The 14,750-nt window shown below is 37.4% G+C and carries 13 protein-coding genes; 4 read left to right on the plus strand and 9 right to left on the minus strand.

Annotation, left to right across the window (positions count from 1 at the left end; translation table 11 throughout):
- Positions 1–98 precede the first annotated feature (98 nt).
- A complete protein-coding gene (locus tag NIZ91_16935) occupies positions 99–2,168 on the minus strand; it encodes a sigma 54-interacting transcriptional regulator (protein ID USY54412.1) in 2,070 nt (689 codons plus the stop codon).
- 145 nt (positions 2,169–2,313) lie between these two features.
- Between NIZ91_16935 and NIZ91_16940 the strand changes: the two genes are divergently transcribed.
- The gene (locus tag NIZ91_16940) at positions 2,314–2,574 is read left to right on the plus strand and encodes a DUF2627 domain-containing protein (GenBank protein ID USY54413.1); all 261 of its coding nucleotides are present in this window, start codon (positions 2,314–2,316) and stop codon (positions 2,572–2,574) included.
- Between the two features lie 13 nt (positions 2,575–2,587).
- On the opposite strand, the gene NIZ91_16945 is transcribed toward NIZ91_16940, so the two are convergent.
- Entirely contained in the window at positions 2,588–3,316 is a 729-nt protein-coding gene (locus NIZ91_16945; GenBank protein ID USY54414.1) for a glycerophosphodiester phosphodiesterase, read from the minus strand.
- A gap of 101 nt (positions 3,317–3,417) precedes the next feature.
- Between NIZ91_16945 and NIZ91_16950 the strand changes: the two genes are divergently transcribed.
- The 3 genes from NIZ91_16950 to NIZ91_16960 all read left to right on the plus strand — a co-directional run bounded on the left by NIZ91_16950 (position 3,418) and on the right by NIZ91_16960 (position 6,384).
- A complete protein-coding gene (locus tag NIZ91_16950) occupies positions 3,418–3,561 on the plus strand; it encodes a YycC family protein (GenBank protein USY54415.1) in 144 nt (47 codons plus the stop codon).
- A gap of 260 nt (positions 3,562–3,821) precedes the next feature.
- The gene (locus NIZ91_16955) at positions 3,822–4,763 is read left to right on the plus strand and encodes an L-lactate dehydrogenase (GenBank protein ID USY54416.1); all 942 of its coding nucleotides are present in this window, start codon (positions 3,822–3,824) and stop codon (positions 4,761–4,763) included.
- A gap of 49 nt (positions 4,764–4,812) precedes the next feature.
- Complete coding sequence (locus NIZ91_16960) at positions 4,813–6,384, plus strand: L-lactate permease (protein USY54417.1); 1,572 nt, start codon at positions 4,813–4,815, stop codon at positions 6,382–6,384.
- A gap of 29 nt (positions 6,385–6,413) precedes the next feature.
- Here NIZ91_16960 and NIZ91_16965 read toward each other — a convergent pair whose 3' ends face one another.
- From NIZ91_16965 to dxs, 7 genes are all read right to left on the minus strand, one after another.
- Positions 6,414–6,674 (minus strand): DUF2798 domain-containing protein, encoded by a 261-nt coding sequence (locus NIZ91_16965; protein USY54418.1) that lies wholly within the window; start codon positions 6,672–6,674, stop codon positions 6,414–6,416.
- Positions 6,675–7,051: 377 nt separating this feature from the next.
- Entirely contained in the window at positions 7,052–7,843 is a 792-nt protein-coding gene (spo0A, locus tag NIZ91_16970; protein USY54419.1) for a sporulation transcription factor Spo0A, read from the minus strand.
- A 225-nt stretch (positions 7,844–8,068) separates the two neighbouring features.
- Positions 8,069–9,346: a SpoIVB peptidase gene (gene spoIVB, locus NIZ91_16975; protein USY54420.1), complete on the minus strand. Its 1,278-nt coding sequence runs from the start codon at positions 9,344–9,346 to the stop codon at positions 8,069–8,071.
- A gap of 186 nt (positions 9,347–9,532) precedes the next feature.
- Positions 9,533–11,251: a DNA repair protein RecN gene (recN, locus tag NIZ91_16980; protein USY54421.1), complete on the minus strand. Its 1,719-nt coding sequence runs from the start codon at positions 11,249–11,251 to the stop codon at positions 9,533–9,535.
- A 16-nt stretch (positions 11,252–11,267) separates the two neighbouring features.
- A complete protein-coding gene (gene argR / locus NIZ91_16985) occupies positions 11,268–11,717 on the minus strand; it encodes a transcriptional regulator ArgR (GenBank protein ID USY54422.1) in 450 nt (149 codons plus the stop codon).
- Between the two features lie 186 nt (positions 11,718–11,903).
- Entirely contained in the window at positions 11,904–12,734 is an 831-nt protein-coding gene (locus NIZ91_16990) for a TlyA family RNA methyltransferase (protein ID USY54423.1), read from the minus strand.
- Positions 12,731–14,629, minus strand: a complete 1,899-nt coding sequence (gene dxs, locus NIZ91_16995; protein ID USY54424.1) for a 1-deoxy-D-xylulose-5-phosphate synthase — start codon at positions 14,627–14,629, stop codon at positions 12,731–12,733. Before dxs ends, NIZ91_16990 begins: the two co-directional genes overlap by 4 nt.
- Positions 14,630–14,750 lie beyond the last annotated feature (121 nt).

A 14,750-nucleotide genomic window follows, 5' to 3' on the forward strand; every position in this document is an offset into this window, starting at 1 on the left:
ATTAATGCTAAAAACAGTAGACTTTATTATTTTTCAGGGATACAAAATCAGTTAATAAGTTTATAAGTCCATGCGCAATAATTTGCATACTATGCATATTATTGCATGCCTATATTTGCAATTCCATATTTTTCAAGTTTGTAGTAAAGAGCACGGATGGATATATTTAGACGTTTCGCAGTTTTTGTTTTATTATAATCATGTTCTTTTAAAACGTGCAGTATAACATCTCTTTCATATTGTTCCACTAACGTTGAAAGAGTTTCACCATTTTGTATAGTAAAATCAACAGGTATTGATTCAGACTGCTCACTTACATTATTTAAGGTTGGAAGATGCTTTGCAGTAATGAGCACTTCACTATACTGCATATAAATAACAGCTCTTCCCAAAATATTCTCAAGCTCTCTGACGTTCCCAGGCCAATCATAGTGTAGAAGTAGTTTCAACGCATCTTCTGATAGACCTTCTACGCTTCTACCATAGTCTTGATTAATTTTTGTAATCAAGTGTAGCGCCAAGGCCTCGATATCTTCTTTTCGCAGACGAAGAGGCGGAATTTGGATTGGAATTTTATTTAATCGATAGTAAAGATCTTGTCTAATTGTTCCTTCTGCAATCCCTTGTTCCAAATTCACATTCGTTGCTGCAATTACTCGTACGTTTACAGGAATTGAGCTAGTTCCTCCTACTCGTACTAATTCCTTTTCTTGCAGTACTCGTAATAGTTTTGCTTGCATATGTGCTGATAATTCACCGATTTCATCTAAGAAAATACTTCCGTTATTTGCTTCTTCAAACAACCCGCGCTTGCCTCCACGCTTAGCACCTGAAAATGCTCCTTCTTCATATCCAAAGAGTTCGCTTTCTAAAAGAGATTCTGATAGCGCAGCGCAGTTTACGCGCACAAATTTGTTATACTTTCGTTCACTTGCATTATGAATAGCGTGGGCAAACAGCTCTTTTCCAGTTCCGGACTCTCCGCGTAATAATACTGTTGCAGGAGTTTTAGCTGCTAGTTTTGCTTGTTCGATAGCTAACAAAAACTCTTCAGATTCACCAATAATGTCTGCAAACGAATACTTCGCTTCTAGCGTACGAATAATTTGGCGCGCTCTGTTTAATTCCGTAGTAAGCTGCTGTATCTCTGAGATATCGTGGATAACACCTACGCTCCCTTTTAACTTACCATCAACAATAACTGGAGCAACGTTTACAACAACATCTTTTTTGTTCGGCCCTACCTTCATGCTAACACCACGCACAGCTCTTCTTGTTTTTAACACTTGCATGTGCATGCTTTCTCCTTCAGAGATATCTGTGGTCGCCGGCTTTCCAATAATATCTGAGCGTTGAAGCCCCGTAATCTTTGTATAAGCAGGGTTTATTAATAACCCAACACCTTCTTCATCCACAACTGAAATGGCTTCTTCTGATGACTGAATAATTGCTTCAAGCATAGTTTGAATATCCTTTAAATTCGTCACTTCTTCAGCTAAATTTACCACTTCTGTAATATCTTTAAAAACAGAAAAGGCTCCAAATAATTCTCCTTTTTCATTAACCATAGGAATACGTGACGTAATTACTTTATGACTATTGGTAATAGTAAACTCTCGATTATAATCCGTTCGTTTTGTCAGTAAAGTTGTTGGTAACTCGCTTGCTGGAATGGATTCATGGATATGCTTTCCAATGACATTTTCACTTTTTAAGCCCGTGATTCTTTCAGCACTTTTATTAAAGAGGGTTACTTTCGCCTCTTTATCTACAACAATCATTGCATCATGTGTAGAGTTAAAGATTAGATTATACTTATCTGATTCATGCGTTAAGCGTTCAATTAACTCTTCTTTTTGGTCCATTAAGCTAGCCATCATTTTAGCAACTGAACCTGGTATTAGTAACGTATTACTTTGTTTTTGCTTATGTAGTTCCTGAAACACATATTCATTCCCAGTCGCATCTACAATGACGTCTACACCTTTATGGAGAAAAGACCCCCAGGTTGTGGAAACTTTTATTCCTAATTGCTCTGCATACTTCATCGCTGGGGCTTTAGAATTAACGTCTACTACTCCAACTACCTTTATTCCCTCGGCTTCTTCAATCATTTTTAGTACGGCTAATCCACCCGTGTTAGCACCAATAATCAACACAGTTTGCATATTTTTTCACCTTTTTCATTTAAAATGGAAAAATACTCTGCAACTTCTTGCACTACTTTATCATATAAAACTTTAAACAGTCTTGACAATTTTTTTTGCTGTTTTATCATTTAAGTAAGACAGATCAGGAAAGGATTTCCTAACTATGATGAGGATTATTGCGTTGCTCATTTTATTAATTCCCGGAGTTTTAGCAGGGTATGGCATTAAATTAATGAGAGATATGGTGTTTGGAATTTTACAGCCTCCTTTTTCATCCTTAATGCTTCAATTTACCATAGGGTTACTATTGTTTGTAATTGGTTTAGGATTTGTAGCAGGTTTTATTCTTCATCGAGATCGAAAGCGTCAAAAGGTTCAACCTCGCTTTCAGCAAAAAGAGAAAGCATCTCTATCAAAAAAATAGAGATGCTTTTTTATTACATACGATTAGCAGCAAATTCTTTAATCATTTTCTCAGGATAATCAGTGATGATGGATTCACAACCATATCCGTATAGCTGTTTCGCTAGCTTTACATCATTCACTGTATATGGCCGCACAGGGATACGATAGTCTTTGGAAGCGGCTACGTTTACTTGATTAACTGTGCGATAATTTGGATGAAGTGCTCTAGCACCAAGGTGTTGAGCATAAATCCAGGGTTCAAACATTGGATATGAATATAAAATAGCTGTTTCAATTGTTGAATCAAAAGATGTGACTCTTGCTAAGCTATTATGATTAAATGAAGATATAATGATACGCTCTTTCATTTTATAATAGTAGATGAGATCAAGTACCTTCATTTCTAAATAAGCATACTCAAACAGGTTATTTTTCAATTCAATATTAACAGAAAACTGCTGGTTAGAAGCCCAAGCTAGTACTTCATTTAACGTAGGTATTTGACAAGCTCCGTATTTCTTTTTAAATTTATAGCTCGCATCAAGACTTCTTAATTCTTTATAGTTAAAGTCTCTTATATATCCTTTACCATTTGTTGTTCGATCAACTTTTTCATCATGAATAACCATGAGCTCACCGTCTTTGGACATATGAACATCAAGTTCAATTCCATCTGCTCCTACTCTGATTGCTTCTTCAAACGAAATCATTGTATTTTCAGGAAACGTCCCTGCTGCTCCTCTGTGACCCATAATACGCATACTTGCTCAATCCCTTCATTATGACTTATGATTAACAAGGTAGTTGCAATTTATCATAATGCTTACACATATATTTTACAAGAGAATAGGAGTTGATATGTATGAGACCACTACAAATCTCACCTGATACGGCTGTTAAACTGGCTGAAAAACTGAACGTCCCTTTAGAACAACTGATGCACATGCCACAGCATATCCTATTGCAAAAGCTTGCTCAGCTGGATAAAGAAGACGAAAATAACTAATATCAAAAATAGCACTAGCTATTATGAAACTACAGAAGATAAAAAAGGCCTTTTTTAAGGCCTTTTTTATTTAATTAACTTTTAATAAAAAATGATATTTTGTTGTTGCCAAATGAAAAATCAAGTGTTATTATCTACTTGTGAAACATTTCACAATATCTTTTTTGTTGAAATGAGCCTAAAAAATAAAGTTGATTTGTTTTTTATTTATCCGAATATGTGAAATATTTCACATACTATTCTCTTGAGGAGGCACTCTTATGGAAATGACGTTAGGAAATAAAGTTGTGTTAGTAGGTACAGGTGCAGTTGGAGCAAGCTATGCGTATTCATTAATGAATCAAGGTATTTGCGATGAGTTAGTATTAGTTGATTTAAACGCAGAAAAAGCACGCGGTGATGTAATGGATTTAGCTCACGGTATCGTATATGCTCCAAGCTCTATGCACATTTCTTTTGGAACGTATGATGATTGTAAAGACGCTGCTATTGTCGTAATTTGTGCAGGAGCTGCTCAAAAGCCAGGAGAAACGAGACTTGACCTTGTTCATAAAAATGTCCAAATCTTCGAACATATTGTAAATGGAGTTATGGAATCTAGATTTAATGGCATTTTTTTAGTAGCGACAAACCCAGTTGATATTCTTACCTATGCCACATGGAAATTTTCAGGTCTTCCAAAGGAACGCGTAATTGGTTCAGGCACCATCCTTGATTCAGCTCGTTTCCGCCACCTCCTCAGTGAAGAGCTTGGTGCAGCTCCAACAAGCGTTCATGGTTATATCATTGGAGAACATGGTGATTCTCAGCTTGCCGTTTGGAGCGGAGCAAATATTTGTGGAACACCAATTGCAAATCAGCTATCACCACAACGAAAAGAAGAAATTGCTGTTCAAGTACGAAATGCAGCTTATGACATTATCAAATCAAAAGGCGCTACTTATTACGGTATTGCAATGGGGCTAGCCAGGATTACGAGAGCTATCTTAAAAAATGAGCAAGTTGTTCTTCCAGTAGGAGCCTATTTAGATGGTGAATACGATCAGCACGATATTTATGTGGGTGTTCCAAGTATCATTCATCGCGGAGGTGTCAAAAAAGTCTTAGAACTTCCGTTAGATGAGATGGAACAGAAAAAGTTCTCAGAATCTATTCAAACGTTAAAAGAAATTCAGAAATCACTTTTCACTTTAACAAACTAAGCAGAAAGCGAGTAAGTTCGCTTTCTCGCTTCCTAAAGGAGCCGTTTAAATGCTTGTTGATACGTATAATCCATTTGAGAATCTTACACTTTCAGCACTTATTGCAGCTATTCCTATTATCTCATTTTTAATATGCTTAACTCTTTTTAAAATGAAAGGGATTTATGCAGCACTATTAAACCTAGCTATTACACTGTTTCTTGTTGTTTACTTTTTTGACCTTTCACCTACCAATGCAGTTGGGAGCGTAATTCAAGGTTTCATTCAAGGTATTTGGCCTATCGGCTATATTATTATTATGGCGGTTTGGCTTTACAAAATTGCCGTCGAAACCGGGAAATTTGATGTTCTAAGAGGTAGTATTATCAACATCTCCAGTGATCAGCGACTTCAACTGTTGCTCATCGGCTTTTGCTTTAATGCCTTTTTAGAAGGAGCTGCGGGCTTTGGTGTACCAATTGCAATTTGCGCCGTGCTGCTCGTTTCACTCGGCTTTAAGCCACTTCAAGCAGCTATGCTTTGCCTAATAGCAAACGGAGCATCTGGTGCGTTTGGTGCCATTGGTATTCCAATAGCAATCGTTGATACTTTTCAGTTAGAGAATGTAAGTGCTATGGATGTATCTGTTCAAACAGCTTTAACGCTCCCTTTGGTTAACTTTACGATTCCTTTCTTGCTCATCTTATTACTTGATGGATGGCGAGGAGTTAAAGAAACGCTCCCTGCTATTTTGGTCACGTCTTTTGTTTATACTAGTGCACAAGCCGCTATGACTATCTGGATTGGGCCAGAGCTTGCTGATATTATTCCTGCGCTTCTAGCAATGGGAGCCCTTGCTCTTTTCTTACGTAAATGGCAGCCAAAGCGTATTTTCTTACTAAATGGACAAGTCTCTACTGTAAACAAGTACGCATTAAAAGACATCATTCTTTCATGGTCACCTTTTTATTTGTTAACAGGATTTGTACTGCTTTGGAGTCTTCCAGTTTTCAAATCTCTTTTCCAACCAGGAAACCTGTTATCATCTTTTGTTTTCACGTTTAATGCTCCTGGAACACCAATTGCACTTTCAATTGACTTTATTGGAGCAACTGGAACGGCCATCCTTTTGGCTGCTGTAACCACTGTTTTAACAACGAAAAAAATTAGTCTATCTCGGAGCCTAGCACTTCTAGGAAAGACAATAAAAGAATTTATCATTCCCATTGGGATGATCTGTGCTGTCATTAGTATCGCCAAACTAATGACATACGGTGGATTAACAATGGCACTTGGGAATGCGGTAGCTGAAGCAGGTCAAATTTTTCCTTTCTTCTCCCCTGTTCTTGGCTGGATTGGTGTGTTTATGACAGGTTCTGTTGTGAATAACAATACGCTTTTTGCTCCAATTCAAACAACGGCCGCGTCTTTAATTGGAACAAATCCTTCTATGCTAGTTGCTAGCAACACAGCTGGAGGAGTCATGGCAAAGCTCGTATCTCCACAGTCAATTGCTATTGCAACAGCAGCAGTTGGCCAAACAGGAAAAGAAGCTGAGTTAACCAAAATGACGCTGCGCTACAGCCTCACTTTACTTTTATTTGTTTGTATTTGGACTTTTATCTTATCTCTTTTTCAATAAAAAAACTCGGCTTAAAAAGCCGAGTTTTTTTATATTTCTTTACCACTACCATTTAGAGATTTTTCTACAAACTGAATTTTACTCATTAGTTTATTAATTCCGATTGGAAAGAAATAAGAGCCAAAAAAAGCACATACAAAAGCTTCAGACCAGATTTTTAACCACGTTTGCATAAATGTATCATTGTAACCAAAGTTAATGGATACCAACATAAATGAAACAAAACAAGAAATACTTAAAGCCATGCAGAAGGCAAAAATAATACGCTTATATCTTATATGAATCCTCAATTTTGAATGTCACCTTCTTTTTTAATAGATAAATTAAAGGTAGGAGTGAATGTTATATTACGTATTCAATATGTGAAAAAAATAACAAGTATGTGTAACAGCTCGTTCCACTTCTCTACAATTCAACACTTTTACAAGTATATATGGTATCATCTATATTTATTTTAGTAAATTAACTATTGTTAAATCTAATTATACAGACACGCATTAACGTTATTAGACTTAATGCGTAAACATCATCACTAGGTTTTGAAAAACTAGTACAATAAAAAACATCATTCTTTATCGGATTAGCGTCCTCGTAGAGAATGATGTTTTTATTGTACTATCTCGTTCATATTTAACAGTTAGTAAGCCTTCGTTTACTTCTTACCCTCTCAAGAAGCTTTGTGTTCAAGACGTAATTTATCCGCAACCATGGCGATAAACTCTGAATTTGTAGGCTTTGCTTTTGTCATGCTAACCGTATAGCCGAATAAAGAGGAAATTGAATCGATATTACCTCTGCTCCATGCTACTTCAATTGCATGACGAATCGCACGTTCCACACGACTTGCTGTAGTATTATATTTTTTAGCAATATCCGGATAAAGGACTTTTGTAATTGAACCCAGTAATTCAATATCTTTATAAACCATGGAAATCGCTTCACGTAAATATAAATAGCCTTTAATGTGAGCAGGCACGCCAATTTCATGAATAATGCTTGTGATGCTTGCATCTAAGTTCGCAGGCTTATTATCACGCTGTAAGCGCATTGCTGATGAGGATGAACGGTTTGTGAAAGATGAAGCTTGACCGCTTACCTGGCGAATATGGTTTACTAAGTTTTCCATATCAAATGGCTTTAAAATAAAATAAGCAGCGCCTAAATCGACTGCCTTTTTCGTCACGTCTTCTTGACCAAAAGCGGTTAGCATAATTACGTTAGGATAGTTTTCTTTTTTCATTTCCTTTAATTGACTCAATACTGCAAGCCCATCTAAATGAGGCATGATGATATCTAGTACAAGCACGTCTGGATCTTTATCTTTTAAAATAGACAAACATTCCTGCCCGTTATACGCAACCCCGATTACTTCCATATCATCTTGTTCAGAAATGTAATCCTCAAGCAGTCCAATTAATTCTCTATTATCATCGACTAAACATACTTTAATTTTTTTCAAAGTATCTTCCTCCTCATTCCCTTAACTTATACGCCAGTCCCGCATGTCTCTACTCTTTATTCTAAAGGACAAATTCGACAATGCAACATTATTTCCTTTATTTTTTTATAAAAAAGTCTTTTTTATCATTATTCCATAAATTCCTTGTGTTTTCTGGTTTTTTCGACGTTTTTCTAACGGTATTACGACAGTCTTTTCATCACAAAAAGAGCGAACTATTTATCGTTAGCTCGCTCTTTTTGATTCTTTTTTATAAATATTAATACCAGCTTCATTTAACATCCACTCAATATGAACACCATATCCTGAAGTTGGATCATTAACAAATACATGCGTAACAGCTCCGATTACTTTGCCATCTTGAATAATTGGGCTGCCGCTCATTCCTTGCACAATACCACCTGTTTTGTCTAATAACTCTTTGTCTGTAATTTTAATGACCATCCCTTTAGTAGCAGGGAATTTTTGTGGAATACTACTAACAACTTCCACATCGAACTCTTCCACTTTATCATTTTCAACTACCGTTAGAATCTTAGCGGGTCCTTCTTTTACTTGATGAGATAGTGAAATCGGCATTGGCTTATCTAAAATACCGTTTTCCATCGTTTCAGATAGCTTTCCAAAGATACCAAATGGGCTATTTGTTTTGATGTTGCCGATAATTTCTTTATCTTCTGAGAAGCGTGCTAGCTTCTCGCCTGGAACGCCGTTTTCACCTTTTTCAATTGATGTGACGGTAGAGCGTACAATTTGCCCATCTTCTACAACAATTGGTTTTTTGGTATCCATATCGGAAATGACGTGACCTAACGCTCCATATTTCTTTGATTTTGGATCATAGAAAGTCATCGTACCAATACCTGCTGCCGAATCTCTAATATATAGACCAATTCGATACGCGTAATCTTCTTTGTCTTTTAAAGGATATAACTTTGTTTGAAATTGTTCTTTTTCTCTCATTACTTGCAATTTTAAAGGCTCTCCAGTTTTTCCTGCTTGCTGAATAAATGGGGTAATATCACTCATCTTTTCAATCGTTTTGCCATTGATCTTTGTAATCATGTCGCCTACTTGGATACCTGCAATTTCACCAGGAGATTTCTTTCCATCTTTCGTATCAACTTGATGATAACCAACAACTAAAACACCTTTAGAGTTCAGCTTGACACCAATTGATTGGCCTCCAGGAATGACTTTAAAGTCAGATAATACTTGAACATCTACTCTTTTGACCGGTACTCCTGCAAGGTGAAGCATCATTTCTTCTTTTCCTACTTCTTTGCCAGCGATACTAAGCTTAGCGTCTTGTTTCATCGTTTCAATAACATCATTACTATGAGTGCTAACTGCTAACGATGTAGGAAAATTCACTTCATCACTTTTAAACAATGTCATTTGTTTTGGGATAGTAAGGTATTGCTGCACAACAGGGATAAAGCCTACAAAAATAAACGAAACAAGGAGAATTGCACCAATTATATATCTAATTCGATTGTTCATCTTTTCACTCTCCTCGCTTCCTCGCCTAAATGGCTACACTTTTACTTTTGCCTTCTTATAGCCCATTTATAACCGAAGTTCAAAGAAAAATAAAAAGAACGGCAGGAAAGATTTTTAACCAAAGTTTACTACATAAAAAAAGCGCTTTTGGCACATAACAATCCACCAGAAGCGCTTTTTAAATGCTTATTGTTTAATTTTTGCTGCTAAACCCAACAGTTCTTGGGCGTGCTGCTGAGTTAAATCAGTTATTTCGGCTCCTGCAATCATGCGAGCAATTTCTTTTGTTTTCTCCCCTTCACTTAAAGGTAGAACAGATGTTGTAGTACGATCATCTTTAATTTGCTTTGAAATAAACAAATGTGTATCTGCCATAGCAGCCACCTGTGGAAGATGAGAAATACATAGTACCTGAGAATCTACAGAAATGGCATGAATTTTCTCACCAATGGACTGTGCGACACGGCCGCTCACTCCTGTATCTACTTCATCAAAAATAATGGACGTAACGCCTTGATGCTTAGAAAAAATACTCTTTAGTGCAAGCATAATACGAGATAGTTCTCCACCAGACGCTACTTTAGCAAGAGGCTTTAACGGCTCACCTGGGTTTGTAGAAATGTAAAACTCCACTGAATCGATACCATCCTTAGTAAACTTAACAGAATCACCGCTAAGTTCGCTATCAGCTTGATTTGATGGTAGCTTTTCAAATACGATATTAAAAATAGTTTTAGCCATATAAAGCTCCTGTAGCTCTTGATGAATACTATCCGTTAATTCCGCTGCTAGCTGCTTTCTAACCTCAGAAACATTTTTCGCTTCAACAAGCAAATCTTCCGCTATGCTCGACAGCTTTTGTATAATTTTCTCAACATGAGTATCTCGATTTTCAATTCGATCAATTTCATCTTCAATTTGAGCTGCATACTCCAGAATTTCATCAACGCTTTGACCATACTTACGCTTTAAATGACTAATTTCATTTAGCCGTGATTCAATAAAATTAAGGCGCTTTGGGTCATACTCTAATAAATCAAGCTGCTGACGAATACGATAAGAAGCATCTTCAATTTGATAAAAACTTGATGATATAACTTCTGAAATTTCACCATAGGTATCTTCTAAGTTTGAAATTTCTTCGGCATGATTCATAGCTACACCCAGCCAATCTAACCCTCTTTGCTCACCATGAAGCGCATTATACGCATCTGTTAAGGACGTATAAATCTTCTCAAAGTTAGAAATCTTAAGGCGCTCATCCATCAGCAGCTCATCTTCATTTGGTTGAAGATCAGCTGCTTTGATTTCATCAAGCTGAAATTGAATCAAGTCTAAGCGATGAGCCATTTGCTGTTCATTTTCTGTCAATTGTTCTAATTGTTTCTTTAGCGTCGTATATGTAGTAAACACTTCTCGATATTCTGAAAGTGCTTCTTCAACCTTTTGACCCCCATACTGATCAAGAAGAATTAGGTGTCGATCTTGGTTCATCAAGTCCTGGTGTTCATGCTGTCCATGGATATCCATCAGTGTTTGACCCACTTCGCGTAAAATGCCAAGCGTGACTAGCTTTCCATTGATACGGCAAATACTCTTACCGTTCATAGTGATGTCTCGTCTTAGCACCACCATTCCATCTTCAACTTCAACTCCCACTTGCTTGGCTTTTTCATAGCAAGGGTGCTCGTCTTCAATTAAAAATAACCCTTCAATTTCCGCTCGATTTGTTCCATGCCTTACAAATTCAGATGAACCACGCCCTCCAACAAGCAAATGAATAGCATCAATAATAATTGACTTACCAGCTCCTGTTTCACCTGTTAAAACTGTTAAGCCTTTTTCAAACGATACTGAAAGCTCATCAATGATGGCAAAGTTTTTGATTGATAGTTCTGCTAACAATCTGTTTCACACACCTTTACAACATTTCTAAGAATCGATCCGAAATCTTTTGAGTATCTTCAGGCGTTCGACAAATAATCAAACACGTATCATCACCACAAATTGTACCTAGAATTTCTTCCCAATCTAAATGATCAATCAATGCTCCAATAGCGTTGGCATTACCTGGCAAAGTTTTCATTACCAGCATATGCCCTGCTGAATCGATTTTTACAAAAGCATCCATCAATGACCGCTTTAGCTTTTGTAAAGGGTTAAAGCGCTGATCGGCAGGAAGGCTGTATTTATAGCGACCATCCATTAACGGAACTTTTACTAAGTGAAGCTCTTTAATGTCGCGAGAGATGGTTGCTTGCGTTACGTTAAATCCTTGATTTTTCAAAATATCTACTAACTCGTCTTGCGTTTCAATATCATTGTTTGTAATAATGTCACGAATTTTAATATGTCTTTGCCCTTTGTTCATACTGGCACCTCACACTAATATGTATTATCTTATTTCTTATAGTATAGACGGAATGTTATGATTCTCTTCCACATCATGCTGACATTCAATTTGATTATACACCTTTGCGTATAAAGGTGTATAATCAAATTGCCAATGCTAGAGTTACTAGCATTGGCTTTTCATGCTTGAACAGAGACAAGAGCGTTAAGACTTCTTCTCTTTAAGTACTGAATGCGCTTGTTCAACAACTTCCTGAGCTGTTAGAGTAGCAAGATTCTCTCCTTGCTGTCTTTGTCCTTTCCAATGTAGGTGAAGTAGAAACTCAATGTTTCCGTCTCCACCCGTTATTGGTGAGTACGATACGTTGCGCACATCATACCCTTCCTTCAAAGCAAAATTCACCATATTCTCAACAACTTCTTGATGAACCTTTGCATCTCGTACAATTCCTTTTTTTCCAACTTGCTCGCGACCTGCTTCAAACTGCGGCTTCACAAGGGCTACCACGTCACTTCCTGATACAAGAAGTTGTTTTAGCACGGGCAGAATTAACTTTAAGGAAATAAATGAAACATCGATTGATGCGAATTCAGGTAACCCGGCCGTAAGGTCAGCTGGCGTAACATAGCGAAAGTTCGTACGTTCCATCACAACCACTCGCTCATCTTGTCGCAGCTTCCAAGCAAGTTGATTATAGCCGACATCCAGTGCATATGACATTTTTGCTCCGTTTTGCAAAGCACAGTCAGTAAATCCACCTGTTGATGAGCCAATATCAATCATAATACGATCTTTCACTTGTACATCAAACTCTTTCAGTGCTTTTTCAAGCTTAAAGCCACCTCTACTTACATACGGCATTACTGCTCCCTTTACAGTCAAAGGTGTTTCTCGATCAATCTTTTCCCCAGGCTTGTCTAAACGCTGTTCATTCGCGTATACAAGGCCAGCCATAACTGTTCGCTTCGCTTTTTCTCTCGTTTCTACCAAGCCTCTTTCGACTAGTAGAACGTCTACTCGTTCTTTTTTCGTCACTTCACTTCAAGCCTCTTTTGTATTGGTCTTACGAGTTTATTTACTCGATTAATTACTTCATCAGTTGTTAGGTTAATTTCTTCTAATAACTTTGTTACGCTTCCATGCTCAATAAACTTATCTGGAATTCCCATACGATCGATAGGGGAATAATATCCATGCTCTGAAGCAAACTCTAATACTGCACTTCCAAATCCACCTTGTAATACAGCTTCTTCAATTGTTAAAACAGGGCGATTTGATTTTAAAACTTGGTGCAGCATTGCTTCATCCATTGGCTTGATGAAACGTGCATTGATAACCTCAACTTGAATACCTTTTTCACTTAACGCTTCCGCCGCTTCCATAGCCATTGGAATCGTTGTACCAAACGTTAGGATAGTTGCATCTGTACCTTCTTTTAGTACTTCCCATGTCCCAATATCAATTGACTTTAGCTCTTCATCTAATGGTACCCCTAGACCATTCCCTCTAGGATAACGCATAGCAATTGGTCCTGCTTCATATGTTAATGCTGTATGAACCATATGCTGACCTTCATTTTCATCTTTCGGCATCATTAACACTAAGTTTGGTAAATGGCGTAAAAATGCAATATCGAATACACCTTGATGTGTTTCTCCGTCTGCTCCAACTAAGCCTGCTCGGTCAATTCCGATAAATACATTTAGCTTTTGACGACAAATGTCATGTACAACTTGGTCATAAGCACGCTGCAAGAACGTTGAATAAATAGCTAAGAACGGCTTCATATTTTGAGTAGCTAAGCCAGCTGCCATCGTTGTTGCATGTTGCTCTGCAATTCCAACATCAAACATACGATGCGGAAACTCTTGTTGAAATGCTTCTAACTTAGAGCCAACTGGCATAGCAGGCGTGACCGCTACAATACGGTCGTCTTTACGAGCCATTTTTAAAACAGTATTACTCACTAGTGCGCTCCATCCTACCGGTACATTTTTATCTTTAATAAAGTCACCAGACTCAATTTTGTAAGGGCCTGTACCATGCCACGCACCGCTAGTATCACTTTCTGCTGGTAAGTACCCCTTACCTTTTTTCGTAATAACATGAACGACAACTGGCCCTTTTGTCTTCTTGGCATACTGAAGAGTTTCTAAAAGCTCTTCGTAATTATGACCATCCACCGGACCGAGGTATGTAAATCCAAGGTCTTCAAAAAACATACCGGATACAACCATATACTTTAGACCATCTTTAACGCGCTCCGCTGTGGCTGCTAGTTTCCCACCAACGGCTGGAACTTTTTTCAAAAGCACTTCTAGCTCATCTTTTACCCAATTGTATTTCCCTGCTGTACGAAGTCGCCCCAGTACGCTGTGAAGGGCACCTACATTTGGAGCAATCGACATCTCATTATCGTTTAAAATAACAGTCATATCTGTTTTTTCATGGCCAATATGGTTTAGCGCTTCCAAGGCCATACCGCCTGTTAAGGCTCCGTCACCAATAATTGGGATAACATGAGATTTTGTTTTTTGTAAATCACGCGCAACTGCCATTCCCATTGCAGCTGATAATGAAGTAGAACTGTGTCCCGTTTCCCACACATCATGTTCGCTTTCATCACGCTTAGGAAAACCGCAAAGGCCTTTATACTGGCGAATAGTATCGAATTCGCATGCTCGCCCCGTTAAAATTTTATGAACATAGGACTGATGTCCAACATCCCATAGAAATTTATCTTTAGGACTGTTAAATACTTTATGAAGGGCCACCGTCAGCTCAACTACTCCTAAGTTTGGCCCAATATGGCCTCCTGTTACAGAGAGCTTTGTAATTAAAAAGCGACGAATGTCTTCACTCAATGCTTCTAATTCTGTTATTGACATCTTTTTTAAAAAATCAGGACTTTTTATCGCTGTAAGATCCAATCTGGATCACTCACTTTCGTACTTGTTATAAAGTTACCTTAATACATTTTGTATGGTTTTATACTAATAGTCAATTATTAACACAGTTACTACTTATAATACCTTTGTCAGGTTATAAGTA

Source organism: Bacillus sp. 1780r2a1 (assembly GCA_024134725.1).
Lineage (GTDB): Bacteria > Bacillota > Bacilli > Bacillales > Bacillaceae_H > Priestia > Priestia aryabhattai_A.